Annotated in this window: 19 protein-coding genes and 2 pseudogenes; 9 read left to right on the forward strand and 12 right to left on the reverse strand. The window is 72.5% G+C overall.

Annotation, left to right across the window (positions count from 1 at the left end; translation table 11 throughout):
* The first annotated feature begins 141 nt into the window (after positions 1–141).
* Positions 142–1,269 carry a helix-turn-helix domain-containing protein gene (locus tag AB0N90_RS22040; RefSeq protein ID WP_365199040.1) on the forward strand — a complete coding sequence of 376 codons (1,128 nt, stop codon included), beginning with the start codon at positions 142–144 and terminating at the stop codon, positions 1,267–1,269.
* A 70-nt stretch (positions 1,270–1,339) separates the two neighbouring features.
* On the opposite strand, the gene AB0N90_RS22045 is transcribed toward AB0N90_RS22040, so the two are convergent.
* Entirely contained in the window at positions 1,340–1,801 is a 462-nt protein-coding gene (locus AB0N90_RS22045; RefSeq protein WP_365199043.1) for a MerR family transcriptional regulator, read from the reverse strand.
* A gap of 85 nt (positions 1,802–1,886) precedes the next feature.
* Between AB0N90_RS22045 and AB0N90_RS22050 the strand changes: the two genes are divergently transcribed.
* The gene (locus AB0N90_RS22050) at positions 1,887–3,098 is read left to right on the forward strand and encodes an MFS transporter (protein ID WP_365199045.1); all 1,212 of its coding nucleotides are present in this window, start codon (positions 1,887–1,889) and stop codon (positions 3,096–3,098) included.
* A gap of 83 nt (positions 3,099–3,181) precedes the next feature.
* Here AB0N90_RS22050 and AB0N90_RS22055 read toward each other — a convergent pair whose 3' ends face one another.
* Positions 3,182–4,075 (reverse strand): LysR family transcriptional regulator, encoded by an 894-nt coding sequence (locus AB0N90_RS22055; RefSeq protein WP_365199047.1) that lies wholly within the window; start codon positions 4,073–4,075, stop codon positions 3,182–3,184.
* 91 nt (positions 4,076–4,166) lie between these two features.
* Here AB0N90_RS22055 and AB0N90_RS22060 point away from each other — a divergent pair, with 91 nt between their 5' ends.
* Entirely contained in the window at positions 4,167–5,255 is a 1,089-nt protein-coding gene (locus AB0N90_RS22060) for an alcohol dehydrogenase catalytic domain-containing protein (RefSeq protein WP_365199050.1), read from the forward strand.
* Between the two features lie 43 nt (positions 5,256–5,298).
* Here AB0N90_RS22060 and AB0N90_RS22065 read toward each other — a convergent pair whose 3' ends face one another.
* The gene (locus tag AB0N90_RS22065; RefSeq protein ID WP_365199052.1) at positions 5,299–6,249 is read right to left on the reverse strand and encodes an NAD(P)-dependent oxidoreductase; all 951 of its coding nucleotides are present in this window, start codon (positions 6,247–6,249) and stop codon (positions 5,299–5,301) included.
* A gap of 71 nt (positions 6,250–6,320) precedes the next feature.
* Between AB0N90_RS22065 and AB0N90_RS22070 the strand changes: the two genes are divergently transcribed.
* The gene (locus AB0N90_RS22070; RefSeq protein WP_365199055.1) at positions 6,321–6,800 is read left to right on the forward strand and encodes a MarR family transcriptional regulator; all 480 of its coding nucleotides are present in this window, start codon (positions 6,321–6,323) and stop codon (positions 6,798–6,800) included.
* 50 nt (positions 6,801–6,850) lie between these two features.
* Complete coding sequence (locus tag AB0N90_RS22075) at positions 6,851–7,789, forward strand: amidohydrolase family protein (RefSeq protein WP_365199058.1); 939 nt, start codon at positions 6,851–6,853, stop codon at positions 7,787–7,789.
* A gap of 27 nt (positions 7,790–7,816) precedes the next feature.
* Here the strand turns inward: AB0N90_RS22075 and AB0N90_RS22080 are convergent, their stop codons facing one another.
* Both AB0N90_RS22080 and AB0N90_RS22085 read right to left on the reverse strand, forming a co-directional pair.
* Positions 7,817–8,707 (reverse strand): peptidoglycan-binding protein, encoded by an 891-nt coding sequence (locus tag AB0N90_RS22080; RefSeq protein WP_365199061.1) that lies wholly within the window; start codon positions 8,705–8,707, stop codon positions 7,817–7,819.
* Positions 8,708–8,906: 199 nt separating this feature from the next.
* Positions 8,907–9,702, reverse strand: a pseudogene (locus AB0N90_RS22085) (phage tail protein); the annotation flags it as partial.
* 177 nt (positions 9,703–9,879) lie between these two features.
* Between AB0N90_RS22085 and AB0N90_RS22090 the strand changes: the two are divergent.
* Positions 9,880–10,512 carry a class I SAM-dependent methyltransferase gene (locus AB0N90_RS22090; RefSeq protein WP_365199064.1) on the forward strand — a complete coding sequence of 211 codons (633 nt, stop codon included), beginning with the start codon at positions 9,880–9,882 and terminating at the stop codon, positions 10,510–10,512.
* A 47-nt stretch (positions 10,513–10,559) separates the two neighbouring features.
* Here AB0N90_RS22090 and AB0N90_RS22095 read toward each other — a convergent pair whose 3' ends face one another.
* On the reverse strand, positions 10,560–11,867 hold the full coding sequence (locus AB0N90_RS22095; RefSeq protein ID WP_365199066.1) for a DUF4157 domain-containing protein: 1,308 nt from the start codon (positions 11,865–11,867) through the stop codon (positions 10,560–10,562).
* A gap of 115 nt (positions 11,868–11,982) precedes the next feature.
* Here AB0N90_RS22095 and AB0N90_RS22100 point away from each other — a divergent pair.
* Positions 11,983–13,092, forward strand: a pseudogene (locus tag AB0N90_RS22100) (hypothetical protein).
* Positions 13,093–13,098: 6 nt separating this feature from the next.
* Here AB0N90_RS22100 and AB0N90_RS22105 read toward each other — a convergent pair.
* The 3 genes from AB0N90_RS22105 to AB0N90_RS22115 all read right to left on the reverse strand — a co-directional run bounded on the left by AB0N90_RS22105 (position 13,099) and on the right by AB0N90_RS22115 (position 15,558).
* A complete protein-coding gene (locus AB0N90_RS22105) occupies positions 13,099–13,875 on the reverse strand; it encodes a class I SAM-dependent methyltransferase (RefSeq protein WP_365199069.1) in 777 nt (258 codons plus the stop codon).
* Positions 13,876–13,961: 86 nt separating this feature from the next.
* Positions 13,962–14,564 (reverse strand): nitroreductase family protein, encoded by a 603-nt coding sequence (locus AB0N90_RS22110; RefSeq protein ID WP_365199072.1) that lies wholly within the window; start codon positions 14,562–14,564, stop codon positions 13,962–13,964.
* 61 nt (positions 14,565–14,625) lie between these two features.
* Positions 14,626–15,558, reverse strand: a complete 933-nt coding sequence (locus AB0N90_RS22115) for an NADP-dependent oxidoreductase (RefSeq protein ID WP_365199075.1) — start codon at positions 15,556–15,558, stop codon at positions 14,626–14,628.
* 118 nt (positions 15,559–15,676) lie between these two features.
* On the opposite strand from AB0N90_RS22115, the gene AB0N90_RS22120 reads away from it, so the two are divergent.
* Positions 15,677–16,051, forward strand: coding sequence for a MerR family transcriptional regulator (locus AB0N90_RS22120; protein WP_361683523.1), 375 nt, complete (start codon positions 15,677–15,679; stop codon positions 16,049–16,051).
* A gap of 8 nt (positions 16,052–16,059) precedes the next feature.
* On the opposite strand, the gene AB0N90_RS22125 is transcribed toward AB0N90_RS22120, so the two are convergent.
* Together AB0N90_RS22125 and AB0N90_RS22130 are read right to left on the reverse strand one after the other, a co-directional pair.
* On the reverse strand, positions 16,060–17,223 hold the full coding sequence (locus AB0N90_RS22125) for a helix-turn-helix domain-containing protein (RefSeq protein ID WP_365199079.1): 1,164 nt from the start codon (positions 17,221–17,223) through the stop codon (positions 16,060–16,062).
* 367 nt (positions 17,224–17,590) lie between these two features.
* Positions 17,591–18,739, reverse strand: a complete 1,149-nt coding sequence (locus AB0N90_RS22130; protein WP_361683519.1) for an acyl-CoA dehydrogenase family protein — start codon at positions 18,737–18,739, stop codon at positions 17,591–17,593.
* A 284-nt stretch (positions 18,740–19,023) separates the two neighbouring features.
* Here AB0N90_RS22130 and icmF point away from each other — a divergent pair, with 284 nt between their 5' ends.
* A complete protein-coding gene (gene icmF, locus AB0N90_RS22135; RefSeq protein ID WP_365199082.1) occupies positions 19,024–22,254 on the forward strand; it encodes a fused isobutyryl-CoA mutase/GTPase IcmF in 3,231 nt (1,076 codons plus the stop codon).
* 55 nt (positions 22,255–22,309) lie between these two features.
* Here the strand turns inward: icmF and AB0N90_RS22140 are convergent, their stop codons facing one another.
* Entirely contained in the window at positions 22,310–23,947 is a 1,638-nt protein-coding gene (locus AB0N90_RS22140; RefSeq protein WP_365199085.1) for a multicopper oxidase family protein, read from the reverse strand.
* Positions 23,948–23,992: the final 45 nt, after the last annotated feature.

Genomic DNA, 23,992 nt, shown 5'->3' on the forward strand with positions numbered 1-23,992 from the left:
CGGTCGACTCGGGCCGCCGTCGGCCGCCGTGTTGTGGCTGGGCCCAACCGTAAGGGCCGTTCACCTCGCCGAACATGTCATGCGCCACCCGATCCGGCCGTTGTCTTGTGCCGTGCCACAACCGGGGCGAGGATGCCGGGCATGCGATACGCGGACTGGGACAGTGTGGTCGACCTGATGGAACGGGTCGTCGGCGAGGACGATCTGCTGCCGTCCGTGGTCTCGGGGGTCCGTACGACGGTCCGGGAGGTCGCAGGGCTCGCGCCCGCCGACATCGCCGGGCACACCCGCGCGCTGCTCGCCGCGGCGACCCGGGCGCTGGCCGCCCGGCGGGGCCCCACCGAGACGGAGCTGTCCTTCGTGGCGGAGCTCGGGCACACCCGCGCACGGCAGGGCGTGCCCATCGAGGCGGTGCTCGGCGCCATCCATGTCGCCGAGCGCGCGATCTGGTCCCGTGCCCGGGAGGCCGCGGCCGCCGCCGGGATAGAGGCGCACCTGCTGCTCGATGTGCGCGAACTCTACGACGACTGGGCCGAGGCGGTGCGGGCCCGGCTGATCCAGGCCCACCGCGCCGCCGGCACCGGGCGGGCCACGGGAGCCGAGGACCGGGATCTGACGATCCTGCGGCGCCTGCTCGAAGGCGGTTCGGCGGCCGCGCTGGCCGCCGCGGAGGCCGGGCTGCCCGTCGCCGATGGCCTGTGGGTGCTGGTCGCCCGGCCGGACGGCGGCGCCCTGGAGCACGCGCTGCGCGAGCGGTCCCAGGCACTCACCGGGCATCTCGACGGCCTCTTGGTCGGTGTGCTCGCGCAGGCGCCCACGGCACGCGCCGCCAGGACCGGCAGCGTCGCGGGGCTGGCCGGTCCGGCCGAGCCGGAGGAACTGGGCAGCGCCCGGCGGCTGGCCCTCGCCGCCCTGACCGCCGCCGAGTCGACCGGGCGGAGCGGGGTGACGCACGTCGCCGATGTCGCCGTACTCGCCGCGCTGGCCGAACGGGCCGACCTGGCCGCCGTGCTGACGGATCGTCATGGAACGGCGTGGGCCGCTCTCGGGGCGCAGGCGGAACCGGTCGCGCTCGCCGTGCGCGCCTGGCTGGAGGCCGGCCGCGACGTGACCTCGGCCGCCGAGCGCCTGTTCGTCCACCCCAACACGGTGCGCAACCGGGTGCAGCGCTTCACCGATGTCACCGGCATCGATCCCTTCGACACGTTCGGCGCCCTGAACGCGTGGTGGCTGTGCCGCATCCGGCTGGGCTCGGGAGAAGCGGGCTGACCATGGCCTCGGTCCGGCGGCGCGCAGAGCAAGGTGCCGGGGGCCGCGCCGACCCGGACACGGACGGCCCTCAGCTGCCCGAGGGCTCCTCCGGTACGTCGGGAAAGGCCGGCTCGGGAGGCTCGTCACCGGCGAGGGCCGCGTCGACGCGGGAGCGGATGTAGGCGCCGGTGACGGGACAGTCCAGGGGATGGTCGGCCGGGCACTGGAGCATGTGTCGCAGTACGGCGGCGGCGCGGGCCAGCCGGTCGATCCGCTCCCGCACGGCGTCGTGCCGGGCGGCGATGAGGGCATGGCGCTCGGGGGCGTCACGGCTGGTCATGACGGCGGCGGTGTCGGCGAGGGGCATCATGCCGTCGTCGTGCCACAGCTGGGCGTAGGCGAGGCGCTCCAGGGCCGCACGGTCGTACTGGCGCACCCGGCCGCGCCGCGCGGTGGGCCGGATCAGTCCGCACTCCTCGTAGTAGCGCAGCGTCGGCACCGAGACGCCGAAGGCGCGGGCGGCCTCGGTGATCGAGTACAGCCGCGCCATCGGGACCTCCGGGAGCTTGCACTCAAGTGGACTTGAGCGTGCAGGTTGGGGGCAACCCTAACTCCCGAACTCCGGAGGGCCTGCCATGTCTCCCTCAGCGCCGCCGACGGCGACCGCCTCCACGCCTCGTGACCGCGCCGCACCGCGCGCCGGGGGTGCCGGGGCGCTGCTCGTCGTCGGCTTCGTGCTGATGAGCCTGAACACGCGGGTCGCCTTCGGGCAGATCGGGTCGCTGGCGCCGCTCGCGGGCTTCAGCCCCGCCCTGGTCTCCCTGCTGGGTCTGCTGCCGCCGCTGTGCATGGGGGTCTTCGCCCCGCTGGCGGCCGTGGCGCGGCGGTCCGGCGAGGAGCGGGCGCTGTGCTGGGCCGGTGCGGTCCTGGTGGTCGGCGATGTGCTGCGCATGCTCGGCCTGCCCGGACTGATCGCGGGCACCGTGGTGGTCGGCGCGGCCACGGCCGTCGTGAACGTGCTCATCCCGGTCCTGGTCCGCAAGCGGTTCCCGCGCGGGCGGGTCGGCACGATGATGGGCGTGTACGCCCTCTCGATGGGCGTCGGCTCGGCACTCGTCGCGGCTCTGGTGGTCCCCGTCGCCCAGGCCACCGGAGGCTGGCGACCGGCCGTCGGCCTGGCCGTCGTCCCCGCCGTCCTCGCCGCGGTCGGCATGACGCCCCAGCTGCGTCATCGCCCGCCGCGCCCCGCACCGGCCGCCCGCACCGAGCGGGGCGGGCTCCCGAGGGTGGCCCGTACCGCCGTGGCCTGGAGTCTGACCGCCTTCTTCGGCATCCAGACGCTCGTCTTCTACACCACGCTCGCCTGGCTGCCTTCGATCCTCGTCCAGGCCGGGCTCGGCAGGAGCGCCGCCGGTTCCGGTCAGGCCCTGCTCATCTGCGGCATCGCCGTGGGCGGTTTCGTCGCGCCGGTGCTCGCCGCGCGACGCGCCGATCAGCGTCCGCACATCCTGGGCACCGTCCTGGTCTGCGTCGCCGGTCTGACCGGGCTGCTGCTCGCGCCGGGTGCCACCTCGATGGTGTGGGTGGCCGTGCTCGGCGCCGGGCTCGGTGCCGGACAGGCGCTGCCCGGGGTGCTCTACGCCCATCGGGGCAGCGATCACGACCAGGTGGCCGCCCTGTCCACCATGGCCCAGACCTGCGGGTTCCTCCTCGCCGCCACCGGTCCCGTCCTCGCCGCCGCGCTGCACGCCGCCACCGGCTCATGGACCGCGCCACTGGCCGCCCTCGTCGCCGCCCTGCTCGTCTGCGCGCCGGCGGGTATGCGGGCCGGTCACGACCCCGGGTGACCGCTCGCCCGTGTCCGTCCGTGCCAGGGAGGACCCAACCGGCGCTGTCGTGACCGGAGTTCTCTCCAGAGCGCCGGCCTGGATCAGGCCGCCGAGGTGATGGCGCGCAGGACGTCGGTGATCCCCGGGCCCGGTCGGCCGGGGAGCCGGGCCGTGAGGATACGGCGGACCTCGGCCGGTACTCCTGCCACGCGCAGCAGGCTCACACCGGGCGGCAGTACCGTGGACATCCGGGACGGGATCGTCGTCACGCCGAAACCGCCCGCGACCAGCCGGAGTTTCGTCAGCCAGTCCCGTGTGGTGTGTACGATCCGCGGCCGTCCGGGCAGTCCGGGCCAGACGCCGAGCAGGGGTTCGGTGCTCGTGGACGGCGCCGCGATCCAGGGAGCGTCCACGAGTTCGTCGATGTGCACCTCGGTACGGCCGGAGAACAGACCGGTCGTCGGGGCCCCCAGCAGCAGTTCGGTGTCCTCGACCGGCTCGATGTGCAGCCGGGGCGACTCGCCGTCCGAGGGGCGGTGCGGTGGGCGGGACGTCAGTACGGCGATGTCGATCGAGCCCGCGCGCAGGGCCCGGAGCAGGGCGGGCGTGCTGCCCTCGCGGGTCGTGACGGTGAGGTGCGGGGCGGCCGACGCGAGCCGGGTGAGCACACCGGGGAGGATAACCGCGCCCGCGCTGGGGAACATCCCCACGCGCACCGGTGCCGTCGGCGCGGCGGAACCGGTCAGCTCCTGCTCGGCCGCCGCGACGGAGTCCAGGATCGTCCGGGCGTGCCGCAGCAGGGTCAGTCCGGCGGGAGTGAGCTGCACCCCGTCGAAGCGGCGCTCGAACAGGACGGCGCCCGCGCTCCGTTCGAGGGTCGCCGCCTGGCGGGAGATCGCCGACTGGGTGTAGCCGAGCTGGGCGGCGGCCGCGGTGAAGCTCCCCGAGTCGGCGACCTGCCGCAGAACCCGTAGAGCCGTGCTGGAGAAGTCCATGCGCACTACGCATACCAGATGTGCGAGATCGTCGCTTGGCGCATGCCCTGTACGTCCCTAGCCTCACATCAGGCGATCAAGGAGGCCGCAGATGCGAGCAGCAGTTCTGACCGGGTTCGGTGCCCCGCTGAGCGTGCGATCGGTGCCCGAGCCCCGGGCCGACGGCGGCGAGGTCGTGGTCGAGGTCCTGGCCACGTGTGTCCTGCCGTACACCGGGGAGGTCTTCGGCGGCCGGCGCAACTATCCGCTCGAACCCCCGGTGGTGCCGGGTCCCGGTGGCGTGGGACGCGTCGTGCGGGTCGGCCCGGACGCCACCCGGCTGCGCGTCGGTGACCTGGTGTGGTGCGATCCGACGGTGCGTTCCCGCGATGACGCGCTGACTCCCGACATCATGCTTCAGGGCCTGAGTTCCCGGGGCGAGGGCGGTGCCCGGCTCGCCCGCCATCTGCCCGACGGGGCGTTCGCCGAATTCATGCGGGTGCCCACGGAGAACGTCCATCCCCTGCCGCCCGAGGCGCTGGACGACCCGGCTCGCTGGTCCTGCCTCGTCGTCTACGCCATCCCCTACGGAGGGCTGCTGGCGGCGGGCCTCGAAGCCGGGGAGACGGTGCTCGTCAGCGGGTCCACCGGCAATCTCGGCAGCGCCGCGGTCGCCATGGCGCTCGCCATGGGGGCGGGCCGCGTGATCGCACCGGGCCGCGATCGCGCCGCGCTCGGCCTCCTCGCGGACCGGTTCGGCCGGCGGGTGCGGCCGGTCGAACTGAGCGGCGACGAGGACACGGACCGCGCCGCCATGTCCGCGGCCGCCCGGGGCCCGATCGACGTGGTGATCGACCTGCTCCCGCCCTCCGCGCCCAGTTCGGTGACGCGGACGGCGGCCATGACCGTCCGTGAGTACGGCCGGGTCGTCCTCATGGGCGGCGTCGGCATGCTCGGCGGCGCGGACCTCGCCCTCCCCTACCCCTGGCTCATGCGCAACTCGGTCACCGTGCGCGGCCAGTGGTCGTGCCCGCGCACGGCGAACGTCGGCCTGATCCGGCTCATCGCGTCCGGGACGCTCGACCTCGCCCCCGACCGGATCCGGACCTTCCCGCTCGACGCCGTGAACGACGCCGTCGCGTACGCGGCCGCGCACGGCGGCCCGTTCGACCGTACGGTCCTCACCCCGCGCGCCGGCTGACGACCGTACGCGGCGCTGTCACAAAGGCCGCGCCGCACCGGCCCTATCGTTCGTTGCCCGCGCGCAGCCACGCGAGGTAGTCGGCGGCGGCCGCGGCGGTGTCGTACTCCGGGGTGAAGCCGGTGTCCTCGCGCAGTCGGGTGGTGTCGAGCCACTGGCGCGGTGTCGTGGTGTCGCGGGAGGGCAGTGCGGTGTGGAAGCCGGGCTCGGTGGCGGCGATCGCGGCGATCACCTCGGCGCTGCTCGTCGCACGGCCCGAGCCGACGTTGTACGTGGTGTGGCGCAGCTCCGGTGTGAGCTGGAGGAGGGCGAGGGCGCGGCCGGTGTCCTTGACGTAACAGAGGTCGAGGGAGTCCTCGGCGTACGGCTGGTGCGCGAGGCCGGAGAAGTCGGGGGTGGTGCGATGCGCGGCGGCGTGGACGAGGGACGGGGCCGGGAAGAAGGGATCGGGCAGGTGGCCGCCCGGACCCCAGGTGCCGGAGATGCGCGCGGCGACGATCTCGATGCCGGACTCGGCCGCGAGCTGCCCGGCCAGCAGTTCGGTGATCTTCTTCAGGGTCGGGATGGCGTGGAAGTGCGTCATCGGCAACGGCAGGTCCTCGCCGAGCGCACCGCCGACGGCCACGCCCCCGTAGACGCCGATGGTGCTGGCGACGACGACACGCCGTACGCCCCATTCCTTCGCGACCCGCACGATGTTGAGGAAGCCGTCGAGCGCGCGCCCCGCGGCCCCGATCGCGTCCTCCTCGCCCGCCGCCCACGGCGGTGTGATGGCGAGATGGACGATCCCGGTGATCGCGTACCGGCTGCCCACCACGCGCAGGCTCTCCAGGTCGGCTATGTCGCCCTGCGCCATCGCCGCGGGCACGTCGGCCAGCCGCGGTGGCAGGGCGGGGGTGCGGCGCTGGAGGAGCACGCATTGCTCTCCCGCCTCGTGGAGCGCGCGCACGGTGTGCGAGCCGATGAAGCCGGCTCCGCCTGTCACAAGAATCATCACGGTCTCTTCCGTCGGCTCGGCTGATTGTCAGTGCTACTGATTATCAGCCTAGAGATAGGATGGGGGGTATGCCAACCCCCGCCCCGCATGCCAGGGAGCCGCACGATGCGCTCGGGTACCTCGTCAAGCACGCTCACCTGCGGCTGACGGCGCTGACCGACGCCGCGCTCGCCCCGCTCGGCATCGACAGCAAGGACTTCGGCGTGCTGCGTGTGCTCGTCGGGCGTGAGCCGATGTCGCAGCAGGCGGTCGCGGCGAAGCTCGGCGTCGACCGCACCACGATGGTCGCCCTGATCGACGGCTTCGAGGCCAAGGGGATCGTCACCCGCAAGCCCGACCCGGCCGACCGCCGGCGCAACGCCATCGAGCTGACCGGGCCCGGGCTCGCGCTCTACCGGAAGGCCGACGCGGCGTACCTCGCGGCGGAGGACGAGTTCCTCGCCCCGCTCGACGCGAGTACGGCCGCCAAGTTCCGGCAGGCGCTACGGGCCGTACTCGCGCCGCCGGACGGACCCGATCGGCGTGACGAGGGACGTGGATCGACGTGACCGGCGGCGTGGATTGACGTGACCGGCGGCGCGGGACGATCGTGGGCGCCATGAACGATCACCGACCGGCCCCCGCCGACCTCGTCGAAGCCACCTCCGCGAGCCGCTTCGAGGAGGAGGCCGCCGAGGTCCGCCGCTTCTGGGGCCGGCTCGGGCTTCCCGGTCTGATCGACGTCCATACGCACTTCATGCCCGAGCGCGTCCTGAACAAGGTCTGGGAGTACTTCGACGCACAGGGCCCGCTGACCGGCGGGCTCGCCTGGCCGATCAACTACCGGCAGCAGGAGGCGGAACGCGCGGCGGTACTGCGGCGGTTCGGCGTCCGTGCCTTCACCGCCATGCTCTACCCGCACAAGCCCGGCATGGCCCGGTGGCTCAACGGCTGGGCGGCCGACTTCGCCCGGCGGACCCCCGACTGCCTGCACACCGCCACCCTGTTCCCCGAGCCGGGCGTCGAGACGTACGTCCGCGAGGCGGTCGAGGCGGGCGCGCGGGTGTTCAAGGCGCATGTGCAGGTGGGGGCGTACGACCCCGCCGACGAGCTGCTGCAACCGGCCTGGGGAGTGCTGGCCGAGGCCCGGGTCCCCGTGGTGATCCACTGCGGGTCGGGACCCGCGCCCGGCAAGCACACCGGACCCGAACCGATCGCGCGGGTGCTGGCGCGGCACCCGGGGCTGCGGCTGATCGTCGCGCACCTGGGGATGCCCGAGTACGAGGACTTCCTCGAACTCGCCGAGCGCTACCGGGAGATACGGCTGGACACGACGATGGCGTTCACCGACTTCACCGAGGCGCTGATGCCGTTCCCCAGCCGGGCCCTCCCCCGGCTCGCGGACCTCGGCGACCGCGTCCTCCTCGGCTCCGACTTCCCCAACATCCCCTACCCCTACCTCCATCAACTCCACGCCCTGGAGCGGCTGGACCTCGGAGCGGAGTGGCTGCGGGCCGTCTGCCACCACAACGCGGCGACGTTGTTCGGGCCGGGATGACGTCGGCGCGCCCCTGTCGCCGCCCCGTCATCCGTCCGACGGCACCTTCAGCTTCTCCCAACTGGCCTTCCCCGGAACGCCGTCCGCGTCCTTCCCCCGGAAGCCGGGCTTCTGCTGCCAGGCGGCATAGGATCTGCGGTCGGCCTCGGTCCACTCGGGGCTCGGGCCCTTGTCGTAGTGGGCGCAGCCCTCGGCGACGAGACGGCGGCCCATCCGGGTGATCAGGGGCGACTTCTGCCCCATGTGGAAGAAGTTGCTGCCGGGGAAGGGCGCGTACTTGGGCTTGGGGCCGGGCTTGGGATCGCCAGGGTCCTTGCCGCCGGCCTTCCCGGCCAGCCGGCCGGCGATGCGCCCCCGCATGCCGTCCATGGTGAAGCCGCGCGGATCCTGCTTGCCGGGCTGCCATTCCTTGTGCCCGATGACGGACCGCTCCGACCAGCCGTGATGACGGCAGATCGCGGCGGACACCTTCTCGACGGCCTCCTTCTGCGCCTCGGGCCAAGGGTCCTTGCCGTCACCGAGGTTGACGCACTCGAAGCCGTAGAAGTGCCGGTTGCGGTCGACATCGGCCTCGTTGTCGTGCGGCAGCGCCGTCTCGGCGACGACCGCGCGCAGCACATCGCTGTCGCCGAGGCCCGCGTGATTGGCGCGGCCGTTGCCGACGAGGTGGACGTGGCCCTCCTTGTCGATGACGCCGTGGCACAGGGGGCCGGGCAGTCCGGAGTAGCCGTTGTAGCAGATGTCCACGGAGTTGTCGGTGCCGGAGGTGACGGTGTGGTGGATCATCACGCCGCTCACCGGACCCCAGGGGCCCTTGGTGTTGCGGTTGTGGTGGCGCCAGTCGCGCACCTCGCGGACGGTCAGACCCTCGGCCCGCAGGATCTCCAGCAGCTTGGGCCCGCTCATCGGCTGTGCCATCACTCGTCTCCTTCCGCGGCGGACTCCGCCGCCGCCGTGGTCTGGGAGCGGCCGTCGGCGGGGGCGGCCTCGGCGGCCTCCTCCTCGCGGGCCGCTTGCGCCTCGGCGTCCAGGGCCGCCCGGTCGGCCGCGGGGATCTGCGTCGCGAGCGGGCCGAAGGCGTAGCGCAGGTCGGCGGTGCTGCCCTCGCCGGTGACCAGGCGAAGGCGTGCTTGCCGAGGGCGTCGGGCAGGGCGCGCAGCTTGCGTTCCAGCAGCAGCGCCAACTCGGCCACGGAGTGCGGTGCTTCGCCGTCGGTGTCGGGGTCGTAGAGGGTGAACTCGCGCTCCACGTCGCCGATCTTGACGGTGAGGTCGGCGGTGAGGTCGGGCAGCCGGTGGCCGAACGGCTTGGAGACGGTGCCGGTGGGGTCGGGGCGGCCCTCGCCGACGGCGTCGACGCGGATCAGCCGGGAGCCGGCGTTGACGACGGTGGGGGCGTAGCGGCCGCTGGCGGCGTCCATGGACAGGCCGGTGAAGCTCTCGCGGGCCTCGCCCCGGGCGTCGTGGACACGCAGGTTGAAGGTGTCGTCGGGGTGGGGCGTGTCCTGGTCGACGGCCACGCGCAGGCCGTCGCCCCACAGGCCGGGCTCCTTGGCGTGCACCTCCAGGACGTCGCAATCGCTGTGTCCCTCGGTGGACTTGAGGGTGACGCGGGCGGCCTTTCCGCTGCCCGCCCTGGCGGCGCGGACGACGACGGCGACGGTGCCGCCGTTGCCGAAGAACTGGTGGACCGCGTAGCCGACCGCGCCGCGTGCGCTGAGGCCGCCGAAGCGGCGCTCGAACTCCGCGGCTGGTGACGCGCACCGGCTCGTTGAGCGGACCGCGCCGGGTGTGGCCGACGAACGCGGTCACCGACGTGGTCAGGGTCGAGATGGTGCGGGTGCTGCTGGGAAGCTCTTCGACGTAGACGCCGGGATACGTCGGCTTGGCGGCGCTCACCGCGCTCATCGGCATTCCCCCTCCTGTCCCTGTCTCGGGCACCGGGCAAGGGCACCAAGAGGCAGGCGGCACAGGGACAGGTTCCGGTTCGGCGCGGCGGACGACCTCACGCAAGCGGCCGGCCGGCGCTGGACGTGCACATTCCGCGATGGCGGGATTCACGGGTTTGCGCCGTGCCATAGGCTCCGCGCCATGAGCGGTGAGACGACCGGCGGCCAGTTGCGGGGCATGGCGAGCAATGCCGGGTACGGGGAGGCGGCCGAGGCGCTCGCGCGGCAGTACGAGAGCGTGAGCTTCGCCGAGGTGCACCGGGAGGTGCTCCATCTGTTCCCCGCCCGGCCGGGTTCCGTGCTGGACGTCGGAGCGGGCAGCGGGCGTGACGCGGCGGCGCTGGCGGCCCGGGGGCACCGGGTGGTCGCGGCCGAGCCCACCGCGCGACTGCGTGCCCTCGGCAGGCGCCTGCACGCCGAGCAGGAGATCGAGTGGATCGACGACGCGCTTCCCGGGCTCCCTCGGCTCACCGCGCGGGCCGCCCGCTTCGACCTGGTCCTGCTCACCGCGGTCTGGATGCACCTCGACGAGGAGCAGCGCGCCGCGGGCATGGCCACCCTGGCCGGGCTGCTCGGCCGCGGCGGCCGGGTGGTCCTCTCGCTGCGGCACGGCCCGGTACCTGCGGGGCGCCGGATGTTCCCGGTCTCCGCCGAGGAGACCGTCGCCCTCGCCCGCGCACACGGCCTCGACGTCATCCATGAGGCCCGCCGCGAGGACCCGCACGGACGGGCGGGGGTCTCCTGGACCTATCTGGGATTCCGGCTCCGCGCCTGAGCGGACCTACCTCCGCGCCCGGCGGGCCCCGCTCGCCGCCGGTCCGGTCACAGATCGGGGTTGGGGTTGATGATCACCGTGGTGGCGCTGACCCCGTGGTAATACATCTCCTCGCCGGTCCAGTAGCCGTGGAACGATTCCCCTCCACCGTTGACGGTGTACATCCGGGCGGCGGCGGGCTCCAGTTGCTCCTCGGCACCCGCGAACGCCTCCAGGGTGACGCAGTCGTCACCGTCCCTCGCGACCACCGCGGCGGCGTGGAACTGGCTCATCTCCCGGGCCCCCGGCTTCAGCGCGACGATCACGAACGCCTGGCCCACCTGGGGGTTCGCCGCTTCGTCGCGTGCGCCGGTGAACTCCCTGGCCATACGGCGGTTGGTCCCGTCGCTGGGCTGGCCGAAGAACTCGGTCCGGTCGCCGTGCCTGTTGCTGTGGGTGTCGATCGTGCTGGCGTACTGGCCGTGCGGCAGCTGGTTGACCCGGTTGTTGATGATCTCCTCGGCCACATGCAGGCACTGGTTCAGCACATCACCGCCCAGCGAGTAGCGGTGGTAGGTGGCCCCCAGGAACTGATGCTGCTGGTTGTCCGGCTGGAGGGCCGGGGCGATCGCGCCGAGGGCGTCGGCCCGTACCCATATATGGTCGGCGCCGTCCGAGATGGCGAAAGCCCCGTTGACCGAGACACGCAGCTCACCCATGTCGTCCACGTCCTGGTCCGTGAACCGCTGCACGGACCCCTCGGCCCCCGCCGCCGACCTGCCCGCGGCCTCCTCCTGCTCCCGCCGAGCGGCGGGTACGGGCCCGGCGAGCACCCGGTGGGCGTTGGCCTCGGCGGCCCGCTCGAAGCGGTCGGCGGGATCGCTGACCCGCAGCCCGTCGGCGGTCGGGGTGCCCGCGACCGGGCCCTGCCGCTGCTGGACGACATGGGTCAGCTCATGGGCGAGCGTGTGCCGGTCGGCGCCACCGGGTCCGATCACCACATGGCTGCCGGAGGTGTACGCGCGGGCACCGAGGCCCGCGGCGGAGGACTGTGCGGCGGCGTCGTCATGGACGCGCACATCGGAGAAGTCCGCGCCGAAGCGCGCCTCCATCTCCTGGCGCACCGGCTCCGCGAGTGGACGTCCGGGAGCGCGCAACACCCCGTGTACGGCGGACCGTTGGACCGCCGCCTCCTCCTGCGCGCCGTGTCCGCCCGCGTCTTGGCTCCGGCGCAGCATCTGGACGACGGCCGCGTTGCCGACGCTGCGCTGGAGCGGCGCCAGCGCGCCCGGAGCCTGCCGTGTCGTGACGGCCGGAGCGGACGGCTTGCGGGTGCCGGTGCGCTCGGCCGCCTCGGCGTTGTCACGGGCGTGCATAGGGGGCTCCTTCGCTAGGCTCCGCTCCTTTGGATACAGGCCCACGGCGACAGGGGCCAGGTACGCGAGGGCAGAACAGTTGCCCGAAAAGGCGGTGGTCGGCTCGCGGTCGGGGATGCGGCCGCGGCATCGTTCCCGGGTGCACGAGGATCGTCGCGGGAGAACGCGGTACACGCTGACCGACACGGGGGACGGGGGCGCCTGGGGCGTCTGCGCCGAGGTGGCGGGGTTGTTCGGGGATGCCGGGCGCGGGACCTACGAGTTGTCCGGCTGGGTGCCGCGAGCCCGGGTGCGCGGCCGGGTCGGCGACCGGGTGTGGCTGGTGCCGGACGACGAGGCGCTCGGCCCCTGGCTGCTGGAGGACGCGGAGAGCCCGGACCTGGTCCGCTCCCCCGGAACGGACGGCCTCGTACTCACCGGCCTGGACGACTACGAGGGTCCGCCCGAGGGACACCGGGGGGCGCGTCCGGGTGCACGACGGGCGCCGACTGCTGGGCTCCTGCCGGGAGTTCACCCGCGCCCTGCCGGCCGCCGAGCCGTCGGCGCCCCGGCTCGTTCTGCGCGGACTCGCCCCGGCGGAACGGCTGCGGGCTGCGCTGTCGAAGGGCACCCGGCGGGCTCTGGACCTGGGGGAGGCCGCGCTCGAGATACGCGACGACCAGGGAAACCCGCTCACCGAACGCCTGCTCCACGGCAAGGCCCTCGCCTGGCGCCCGTCCGGGACGGGACGGAGCTGATCGACCTGGAGCTCGACGGAAGCCTCTGCACGCCCGTCCCGGAGTACGCGCGGCCCGTCTGGGAGCGGTGGTTCACCGGACCGCCGGACGCCCCGGGCGCCTGGACCGGCCTCTGCACCGGACAGCGCGGGGCCTGGCTCGACCTCGTCCGGGAGCGGGGCTGCCGACGCACCCACCGTGACCGGGCGGCCGGTCACGCCTACGAACTCGACGGCCGGTACGTCACCGACGGGCCGGGCCTCCATCTGGCGCTCGGCGAGGCGGTGAACGGTCCCGGCGGCTACTTCGGCGGCTGCGTCGCCGCCCTGGAAGACTGCCTGCGCGGTGCCTTCGGCCACACCGCCCCCGCGACCCTGCTCTGGCGGCACGCGGCCACCGCGCGGGCGCACCTGTCCCGGGCCCTGACCCCGGATGGCGATCCCTACGACCTGTTCGCCGCGGTCCTCGAAGCCCTGGCCGACGGCGGCATGCACGTCACCCTGGCGTGAGGTGCGTCAGTCGCCGGGGACGGCCCGGTCGGATTCCAGGACGAAGAACAGGAAGCACAGGAAGCGTGGCGCGGCCGCGAGCGCTTCGGGGAAGAGTTCACGGGCGGCGGGATCGGGGGCCGGCTCGCTGATGACCGTGATCCGGAAACCCGCCGCGGTGAAGGCGTCGGTCATCGCGTGCAGCGGCCGGTGCCAGCGGCTCATCAGGGCGGTACGGCCGCCCATGGTCCACTCGTCGGTCCAGTTGGTGGTGTCGAAGTAGTTGTACTCGGCCTCGCGGCCGGCCTGCCGGTGCATCAGGTTCATCGCGAAGGGATGCTCCACGGAGGCGATCAGCCGCCCGCCGGGCTTGAGCACGCGGCGCAGTTCGGACAGCGGCGGTGCCCAGTCCTTCAGATAGTGCAGCACGAGGGACGCCATGACGTCGTCGAACATGTCGTCGGCGTAGGGAAGGGGGCTGCCCAGGTCGGCCACCCGGAGGTCCGCGTCGTCGCCGAGCCGTCGCCTGGCCAGCTCCACCATCCCGGCGCTCGCGTCGAACCCGCTCACCAGGGCGCCACGGTTCCGCAGCGCCGCGGACAGGGGCCCGGCGCCGCAGCCGGCGTCCAGGATCCGCCGCCCGGCCACGTCCCCGGCGAGATCCAGCATCGCGGGCCGCTCGTAGTGGGCGTTGAGGAGGTTGGTCTCGTTGTCGGCCGCGTACGCCTCGGCGAAGCCGGTGTAGTCATTGACCTTCGGCGAATCCACGGCCACTGTGGATGCCGGGGCGGGGTGAGAAGTCATGGTGCGAAAGACATGTGCGACAGGGGCCCGGTTCCTGGTTCGTGCGTTCGTGCGTTTGTGCGCCCCCGTTCGCGAAGGGAGTGGGCTCAGTCGTGCCGCCCCCAGTTCCCTCGGTGGATGACCTCCTCCGCGTTCCGGCGCTGCGCTTCGACGCCGGGGCTCTGCGGGGGCAGGTCGGTGGCGCGGTAGCCGATGGTGAGGGCGCCGACGGGGTCGTACTCGTCGGGGATGCCGAACTCCTCGCGGAACGGCTGGATGTGTTCGGGCATGATGCCGAAGAAGCAGGCGCCCAGGCCCTCGTCGACGGCGCTCAGCAGCATCAGCAGGGAGGCCATGCCGGTGTCGATGTACCAGTAGGGCGCGGGCCAGCGGGCCTCGGAGCGGTCCGCCCAGCCCTTGCCGGGCTGGGCGTAGCGATCCAGGTACGCCTCCTTGTGGGCCAGCGGCACCACGACCAGCGGAGCGTCCTGCATCGTCGGTGTCTTCTCCACCCGGACGGGGACGAAGGGCCAGAAACGGGCGCGGTCCGCTGGATCGGTCAGGGCGAGGAAGGCCCAGCCCTGGGAGAAGCCGGCCGAGGGGGCGCGCAGGGCGGAGGCCAGGATCCGCTCGACCGCCTCGGGCGCCAGCGGCTTGTCGGAGTAGTGCCTGACCATGCGCCTGCGGCGGATCACCTCGGAGAATTCCATGGCGGCAGATCCTGTCACGACCGCCCCGCGCCGCCCACCCGGTTCCGGCCACCGGCCGGGCTCAGAACAGCAGCACGACCTTGCCCGACAGACCGCCCGCCTCGAACCGCTCATGGGCCGCGCGCACCTCCGACAGGGGATAGTGCGCGGCCACCCGCACCTTCAGCCGCCCCGCGTCGACCAGGCCCACCAGTTCCGCCAGGTCCTTGCCGCTCTCCTGGACATAACTCTTCGCGGCGCCCGGCACGTCCGGCAGCGGCGCGTCGGAGACCGAGAGGTACGACCCGCCGTCGGCGAGCGCCGGGGTGACATCGACGCCCGCGGTGTCCAGTACCGCGTCGTACGCCCCCTGGGGAAGCTCCGCTACGGAGTGCGTCACGTTCGAGGCGCCGAACTCCCGCACGACTTCGGCGTGTTCGGGCCGGGAGACCAGCCCGTCGACCGACACGCCCGCCTGCCGGGCCAGTTGGACCGCCAGGCCGCCCACCGCGCCCGCGGCCCCGGTGACCAGGAGCCGGGTGCGGCTCTCCGGGCGCAGCGCCGCGAGGGCCTGCACCGCCGTGGTCCCGGCGAGCGGCAGCGTCGCGGCCTCGGCGAGGGTGAGCGTCTTGGGAGCGTGGGCGAGCAGCCGTACCGGCAGGCGGACCAGTTCGGCCCAGGTGCCCAGGCCGGTGGCGAGCTGCGCGGACATCGCGATCACCCGGTCGCCGACCGCGAACTCCGGTGCCGAACTCGCCACGACGATCCCGGCCAGGTCCCAGCCCAGCGTCGCCGGCAGGGCGGGGCCCACGTCCCAGGCCCGGGTCTTCCAGTCCACCGGGTTCAGACTGCTCGCGACGGTCCGCACCAGCACCTCACCGGCGCCCGGCCCCGACTCGGCGTCCGACTCCGCATGCGCGTCGGCCGTCGCCCCCGGCTCCAGCTCAGGGTCGGCGATCTCCCGTACGGTGAGCGCCTCGGGCCCGCCGTGGGCATCGATCCGAACAGCACGCATGGCGACAACTCCTCATGTTCCAGGCCGGGTCACGGCCGGGCGGCGACCGTCGTGGTCCCGCATCGGAGCTCACGCTAAAGTCTGACATCGGTGTGAGAGTCAAGTCGGGGAGGCCGCCATGCGGATCGGTGAGATGGTGCGGCGCACGGGGGTCGGCGAGCGGCTGCTGCGCTACTACGAGGAGCAGGGCCTGCTGACGCCGGAGCGCCTGCCCAGCGGGTACCGCGTCTACGCGGAGCAGGACGTCGAGACGGTCCGCCGGATCCGCACCCTGCTCGCCGCCGGACTCACCACGGACACCATCGCGAAGGTGCTGCCGTGTGTCCGCGAGGAGGGTGAGCGGCTGGTGCCGGTCTGCGCGGACCTGGTCGCGGGGCTGCGCGAGGAGCGGGAGCGGATCAGCCGGGCGATCGACGATCTCCAGGCCTCGCGCGGCCTGCTGGACATCGTCATCGAGGCGGGGCCGCAGCCGGTGGCGGCGGGATCGCGGTAGGCCGGGAGTCATTCCGGCAGCGGACCGGCCTCCAGCTCCAGAAGTTCGCAGCCCAGTTGGTACAGAGCCCGGTCTATCCCCGGCCGGGTGGCGAGCCGGGGGGTGCGGGCCACGTCATTGACGACGGTGAGGACGCTCTGCACCCGGACGCGGGCCTCGGCCAAGGTCATGGCCGGGTGGACCGCGTGCAGCAGTTGCAGCCACTCGGCGATGTAGTCGCGCTGGAACTGCCGGGTGCGCAGCCGGTCCGCCTCCTGGAGGTGCTCGGCCTCGGTGGCGATCACGGTCACCAGGTGCCCGGAGACCAGCGCCATGCGGATGTAGCGCCACACCAGGTGTCGTAGCGCGTCCGCGTGGTCCCGTGCCGGGGCGAGCACCTCGGCCAGGTCGACCCACAGCCGTTCGACGCCCCGGTGCACGGCGGTGGCGAGGAGGTCGTGCTTGCTGGCGAAGTGGTGGTAGATGCTCTGCCCGGCGATCCCGACGGCCGCGCCGGTGTCCTCCAGGCTGACCGAGGCGTAGCCGCGCTCGGCGAACAGCTCGGTCGCGGCGGCGAGCAGGGCCTCCCGGCGGGAGCGGTGGCGCAGGGTGCCCCGGGGCGCGTCCAGCCGGGGCTCGCCGAGTCCGGGCGGGGCCGACGTGGCGACGCGGTGCATCAGGCGCGCGACGAGGTCCGGCGACGTCAGTTCCACGCGCTGGTAGGCGAGGCTCGCCGCCACCCCGAGCGTGCCCCAGGAGAGCAGCTCGGTGTGGGCGGGGTCGAGCCCCGGACGGGCGGCGGTCAGCTGCCCGGCGAGGGTGCGCCGGGCCGCGTGCAGCCGCCGGGTGAGTTCCGCGTGCTGCTCGGCGGGCAGATGCCGGGCCTCGCGCTGCCAGAGCACACCGAGTTCGCGCCGGGCGAGCGCGGATGCGGCGAAGTCCCGTACCAGGGCGTCGAGTTCGCCGGGTCCGGCCGGGTACAGACCGGCCAGACAGGAGTCGAGGGCCTCGGTGACGACGGCGTGCAGCAGCTCCTGCTTGCCGCCGAAGTGCCGGTACAGGGCGGAGGGGCCGATGCCCACGGCCGCCGCGATGTCGCTCATCGCCGCGTTGGCGTAGCCGTCCCGGGAGAACAGCTCCCGCGCGGCGGCGATGATCAGCTCCCGGCGATTACGCGGCCGCGTCGCCCGCACGAGCGGGGCGGGAGGCTCCGCACCGGGTCCCGCCGCGGCCGCACCGCCCGGGGCAGCAGATCCGACGCCGGATCCCGCCGTCGCCGCACCACCCGGGGCCGCCATCTCCACACCAGCCCCCGCCACCGCCGTCCCGCCCGAGGCGACCGTCTCCACACCGGCCCCCGCCGCCGAACCACTCGGCACAACCGGCTTCACACCGGCCCCCGCCCCCGCCCTACCGCGCGAGGCGACCGTCTCCACGCCGGCCCCCGTCGCCGCCGTACCACTCGGCGCAACCGGCTCCACGCCCGTCCCCGGCTCCGTCCCGACCTCGATCCTCACCGGCACCTCCAGACAGCGAGCCGACTCCTCCTGGACCGGCGGTCTAGCCGAGTTCCAGCGAACGGCCGATGATCTCCTTCATGATCTCGGTCGTGCCCGCGTAGATCCGGCTCACCCTACTGTCCTGCCAGGCGCGCGCGATCGGGTACTCCAGCATGTAGCCGTATCCGCCGTGCAGCTGGACGCAGGCGTCCATGACCCGGCCCTGCAGCTCGGTGCACCACCACTTGGCCTTGGCGGCGTCGACCACCGTCAACTCGCCCGAGTTCAGGGCGAGGACGCAGCGGTCGAGGTAGTGCTGGGCGATCTCGATCTCGGTGTCCAGCTCGGCGAGGCGGTGCCGGATCACCTGGAGGGAGCCGATCGGCTTGCCGAACGCCTTGCGCTCGCGCACGTACTCGACGGTCCAGTCGAAGGCCGCCACCGCCTGGGCCAGACCGGCGATCGCGACCGACATCCGCTCCTGCGCGAGATTGCGCGTCAGGGCGAAGAAGCCCTGGCCCTCCTCGCCGAGCAGGTTGGCCGCCGGCACCCTCGCGCCGGTGAAGACCAGCTCGGCGGTGTCCTGGGCGTGCAGGCCGACCTTCTCCAGCTTGCGGCCGCGCTCGAAGCCCGGGGTGCCGCGCTCCACGACGATCAGGCTGAGCCCGCGGTGCGGGTGCTCGCCGGTGCGCACCGCGACGACGACCAGATCCGCGTTGATGCCGTTGGTGATGAACGTCTTCGCGCCGTCGATGACGTAGTGGTCGCCGTCGCGGACGGCCTTGGTGCGGATGCCGGACAGGTCGGAACCGGTGCCGGGCTCGGTCATCGCGACCGCCGTGATCGTCTCGCCGGAGGCGATGCCGGGCAGCCAGCGCGCCTTCTGCTCGTCGTTCGTCTGGTCGAGGAAGTAGGGCAGGACCACGTCCGCGTGCAGGGTCGGGCCGAGGATCGCCGGGATGGCGCCCACCCGCGCGCCCTCCTCGTGCAGGATCGTGTTGTAGCGGAAGTCCTTGATCCCCGCGCCGCCGAACTCCTCGGGCACGGCGATGCCGAGCGCGCCGAGTTCGCCCAGCCCGGTGAACAGCTCACGGGGCACGATGCCCGCCTTGTCCCAGTCCGCGTAGTGCGGCACCACATGCTTGGTGATGAAGGCCCGCACGCTCTCGCGGTAGTCCTCGTGCTCGGCTTCGAAAAGGGTTCGCTTCATGATCAGCTTTCTCAGAGGGATCGAGAACCGCGGCGGCGCCGTCGTGCGACCGAATGCGCCAGCGGAGACTACTCGGGATTCACTTGCGGCGAAAGTGGTGAACTGACGGCGGGTGAAGCAGGGCGACCGGATCCAGCGCGCCGCACCCGCACACTGATCGGGATTCACAAAGACGCATCGCCGACTGTGCCGCTGCTCACATCCGGACCGACTACTGCGCTTTACTAGGACGTCCTAGTATTTATCTGATCAGCGTCCCCTCGACCTGTCTCGGAAGGCCCCCGATGAGCGAACTGCACTCCCCCGTGCACCCCGTACGCCTGGTCACCGCATCCGCTCTGTTCGACGGGCACGACGCGTCGATCAACATCATGCGGCGGATCTTCCAGTCCCAGGGCGCCGAAGTGATCCACCTCGGGCACAACCGGTCGGTGCAGGAGGTCGTGAACGCGGCGCTGGAGGAGGACGCGCACGGCGTGGCCGTCTCCTCGTACCAGGGCGGCCATGTCGAGTACTTCGAGTACCTGGTCGAGTCGCTGCGCGAGCGGGGCGCGGAGCACATCCGGGTGGTCGGCGGCGGGGGCGGCGTGATCGTGCCCGAGGAGATCACCCGGCTGCGGGCGCACGGGGTGACCATCTTCTCGCCCGAGGACGGCCAGCGGATGGGCCTCGCCGGGATGATCAACTCCGTCGTACGGGACTGTGACTTCGACCTGTGGGAGGGCAAGCCCGCCGACGCGGACGCCGTGCTCGCGGGCGACCGGTTCGCCACCGCCCGGGCCATCACGGGCGCCGAACTCGGCAAGCTGCCGCCGGAGTTCCTCGCCCGGCTGCGGGCCGCCGCGGCCGGCCGGGTGGTGCCGGTGCTCGGCATCACCGGCACCGGCGGCTCCGGCAAGTCCTCGCTGACCGACGAGCTGGTGCGCCGCTTCCGCGTGGACCAGCAGGACAAGCTGCGCATCGCGGTGATCGCCGTCGACCCGACCCGGCGGCGCGGCGGCGGCGCCCTGCTCGGCGACCGGATCCGGATGAACTCCCTCGACGGCAACCGGGTGTTCTTCCGCAGCCTGGCCACCCGCGGCAGCCATGAGCTGCCCGAGCACCTCACCGATGTGATCGACGTGGTCAAGGCCGCCGGGTACGACCTGGTGGTCGTGGAGACCCCGGGCATCGGCCAGGGCGACGCGGCGATCGTGCCGTTCGTCGACACCTCGCTGTACGTGATGACGCCGGAGTTCGGCGCCGCGTCCCAGCTGGAGAAGATCGACATGCTCGACTTCGCCGACGTGGTCGCGGTCAACAAGTTCGAGCGGCGCGGCGCCAAGGACGCGCTGCGCGATGTGAGCCGCCAACTGGTGCGCAACCGCGAGGCGTTCGACAAGAGGCCCGAGGACATGCCGGTGTACGGCACCTCGGCCGCGACCTTCCACGACGACGGGGTCACCGCGCTCTTCCAGCATCTGAAGTCGGCCCTGGACGAGAAGAGGCTGCACCTCCAGGAGGGCACCCTCGCGCCCGTCGGCGTGCGCCACTCCTCCGGGATCCGCCAGGTGGTGCCCGCCGACCGGGTGCGCTACCTCGCGGAGATCACCGAGTCGGTCCGCGCGTACCACGCCGAGACCGAGGTGCTCGCCGAGGCGGCCCGGCGCGTCCAGCGCCTCGACCTGGTCAAGGGCGAGCTGGCGGCGGCCGGTTCGGACGCGGACAATGTGGACGCGCTGCTCACCGACGCCCGCAGGCAGCTCCCGCACGAGGTCGGCGAGCAGATCGAGAACTGGCCCGCCGTGGTGGCGTCGTACTCCGGTGACGAGCAGGTCGTGAAGATCCGCGACCGGGAGATCCGCACCAAGCTGACCCGCGAGTCACTGTCGGGCAACAAGGTCCCCCGGGTGGCGCTGCCCCGGTTCACCGACCACGGGGAGCTGGTGCGGTTCTGGCGGCGGGAGAACCTGCCCGGCTACTTCCCGTTCACCGCGGGGGTGTTCCCCTTCAAGCGGGACGGCGAGGACCCGGCGCGGATGTTCGCCGGTGAGGGCGACCCGTTCCGCACCAACCGGCGCTTCAAGCTGCTCTCGGAGGGCCAGCCCGCCACCCGGCTGTCCACCGCCTTCGACTCGGTCACCCTCTACGGCCGCGACCCGGGCGAGCGCCCCGACGTCTACGGCAAGGTCGGCACCTCCGGCGTCTCGGTCGCGAACCTGGACGACATGAAGGCGCTGTACGACGGCTTCGACCTGATCGCGCCGACGACCTCGGTCTCGATGACGATCAATGGCCCGGCGCCCACCGTGCTGGCGTTCTTCCTCAACACCGCGATCGACCAGCAGATCGAGCGGTTCCGCGCCGCCGAGGACCGCGACCCCTCGGCCGAGGAGGCGGAGCAGCTGCGCGCCCACGCGCTGGCGAGCGTGCGGGGCACGGTGCAGGCCGACATCCTCAAGGAGGACCAGGGCCAGAACACCTGTCTGTTCTCGACCGAGTTCTCACTGCGGATGATGGCCGACATCCAGGAGTGGTTCATCGCGCACAAGGTCCGCAACTTCTACTCGGTGTCCATCTCCGGCTACCACATCGCCGAGGCGGGCGCGAACCCGATCAGCCAGCTGGCGTTCACCCTGGCCAACGGCTTCACCTATGTGGAGGCGTACCTGGCGCGCGGCATGGACGTGGACGACTTCGCGCCGAACCTGTCGTTCTTCTTCTCCAACGGCATGGACCCCGAGTACTCGGTGCTCGGCCGGGTCGCCCGCCGGATCTGGGCGGTCGCGATGAAGCGGAAGTACGGCGGCAACGAGCGTTCCCAGAAGCTCAAGTACCACGTCCAGACCTCGGGCCGCTCCCTGCACGCCCAGGAGATGGACTTCAACGACATCCGCACCACGCTCCAGGCGCTCATCGCCATCTACGACAACTGCAACAGCCTGCACACCAACGCCTATGACGAGGCGGTCACCACCCCGACCGAGGAGTCCGTCCGCAGGGCGCTGGCCATCCAGCTGATCATCAACCGCGAGTGGGGCCTCGCGATGAACGAGAACCCGCTCCAGGGGTCGTTCATCATCGACGAGCTGACCGACCTCGTCGAGGAGGCGGTGCTGCTGGAGTTCGAGCGGATCAGCGAGCGCGGCGGTGTGCTCGGCGCGATGGAGACCGGCTACCAGCGCGGCCGTATCCAGGACGAGTCGATGCTCTACGAGCAGCGCAAGCACGACGGTTCGCTGCCGATCATCGGCGTCAACACCTTCCGCAACCCGCACACGGAGGGTGCCGAGCCGGGCGCCATCGAGCTGGCCCGTGCCACCGAGCAGGAGAAGCGCTCCCAGCTGGAGCGGGTGCATGACTTCCAGGCCCGGCACCAGCAGGACGCGCACGCCGCGCTGAACGCCCTGAAGGCAGCGGCGGTCGCGGGCGACAATGTGTTCTCGGTGCTCATGGACGCCGCGCGGGTGTGCACCCTCCAGCAGATCACCGAGGCGTTCTTCGAGGTGGGCGGCCAGTACCGGCGCAACGTCTGACGCACAGGAGGGGGGTGGTGCGGGCCGGGCGGCCCGCACCACCCCCCTCGTGCTGTCAGGCCTCGTACGCCAGCAGCGCCATCATCCCCGCCTCGCCGTGGTAGGCGTTGTGGCAGTGCAGCATCCACTGGCCGGGGTTGTCGGCGTCGAAGTACACGGACTCCGTGCGTCCGGGCAGCACGATGGTGGTGTCCTTGCGCGGGCCGCCGGTACCCAGCTGGTACGTGTGTCCGTGCAGATGCATCGGGTGCCACATGTCGGTCTTGTTGACGAAGTCCAGCCGGACCCGCTGGCCCTGCTCGACCAGGACGGGGTCGGCGGTGGGGTGCTTCATGTCGTACCGCCTGCCGTTGATGCCCCAGTCGTACGCGGCCATGCCGCCGGTGAGTTCGATCCGGTGGACGCGGTCGGTCTTCCTCGTGTCCAGGCGGACGTCGTCGGCGGCCTTCAGCCCGGCGGCGTTCATGATCATGCCGTCCAGCTCCTTCGGGCGGACGGTCGCCTTCGGCGCGGTGCCGGAGCCGGTGCGCACCAGCGCCAGGCCGCTCGCGTCCTTGCCCTCGGCGAGGGCGACCAGCGGGAAGACCCCGTCGGCGAGCGTGACCAGGACGTCGTACCGCTCCCCCATGCCCACCAGCAGCGCGTCCACCTGCTGATGGGCGACCGGGAAGCCGTCCGTGTGGGTGATGGTCAGTTTGTGGCCGCCGAGCGCGACGCGGTACGCCGTGTCGCCGCCGGCGTTGATGACGCGCAGCCGCACCCGCTTGCCGGGCTTGCCGGTGTAGACGTCGGGGTCGGCCGGCACCCGCCCGTTGACCAGGTGGTACGGGTACTTGACGTCACCGGCGTCGCCGCCGAGCAGACTGCTGCGCGCGCCCATGAGCATGAACTTCATCGAGCCGGACGACGTCTTGCCGCCCCCCTTGCCCGCGTCGCCCCCGCTCATGTCCATGCCGTCCATGTCGCCCATGTCCATCCCGCCCATGTCCCCCATGTCATGGCCGGAGGAGCCGTGCCCCGAACCGCCGTGCCCCGAGCCGTCCATGTCCATGTCGCCCATGCCCTGGCGCAGTTCGGCGAGGACCTGGTCGGGGGTGCCGGTGACACCGTCGACCCAGTCGTCCAGGACGACGACCCATTCGTCGTCGTACGACAGCGGTTCCCTCGGGTCCTCCACGATCAGCGGGGCGTGCAGTCCCCGGTCCAGCTGGACGCCGACGTGGGGGTGGAAGAAGTAGGTGCCGGGGGTGTCGGCGAGGAAGCGGTAGGTGAAGTTGCGGCCGGCGCGCACCGCGTTCTGGGTGGCCGGGGGCACGCCGTCCATGTCGGCGCGCAAGGCGATGCCGTGCCAGTGGACGGACGTCGTGGTCCGGTCCGGGAGCTGGTTGGAGAGTTCGGCGGCGAGGGTGTCACCGGCCGCGAGCCGGATCTCCTTGCCCGGGGTGCGACCGCCGTAGGCCCAGCTCTTCGCCGTCACCGCGCCGCCGAGGTCGAGCACGGCGGGCGCGGCGGTCAGGGTCACCTCGCGTACCTTGCCGCTGCCCTTGCGCTTCCTCTCGGTGGTCGCGACCACCTTGCTGTCGGGGCTCACCAGGGCCGGCGTGGACCCGGAGCCGCCGCACGCGGCGAGCGCTCCCGTCCCGGCGACGGCGAGACCGGCCAGCAGGGCGGAGCGACGGTTGATGCTGTTCATCTGTGATGCCTCTTCTCTCGATGCCGTTGACCTGCGCGCACGCGG

It is taken from the genome of Streptomyces sp. NPDC093018 (assembly GCF_040684035.1).
GTDB classification, from domain to species: Bacteria; Actinomycetota; Actinomycetes; order Streptomycetales; family Streptomycetaceae; genus Streptomyces; species Streptomyces murinus.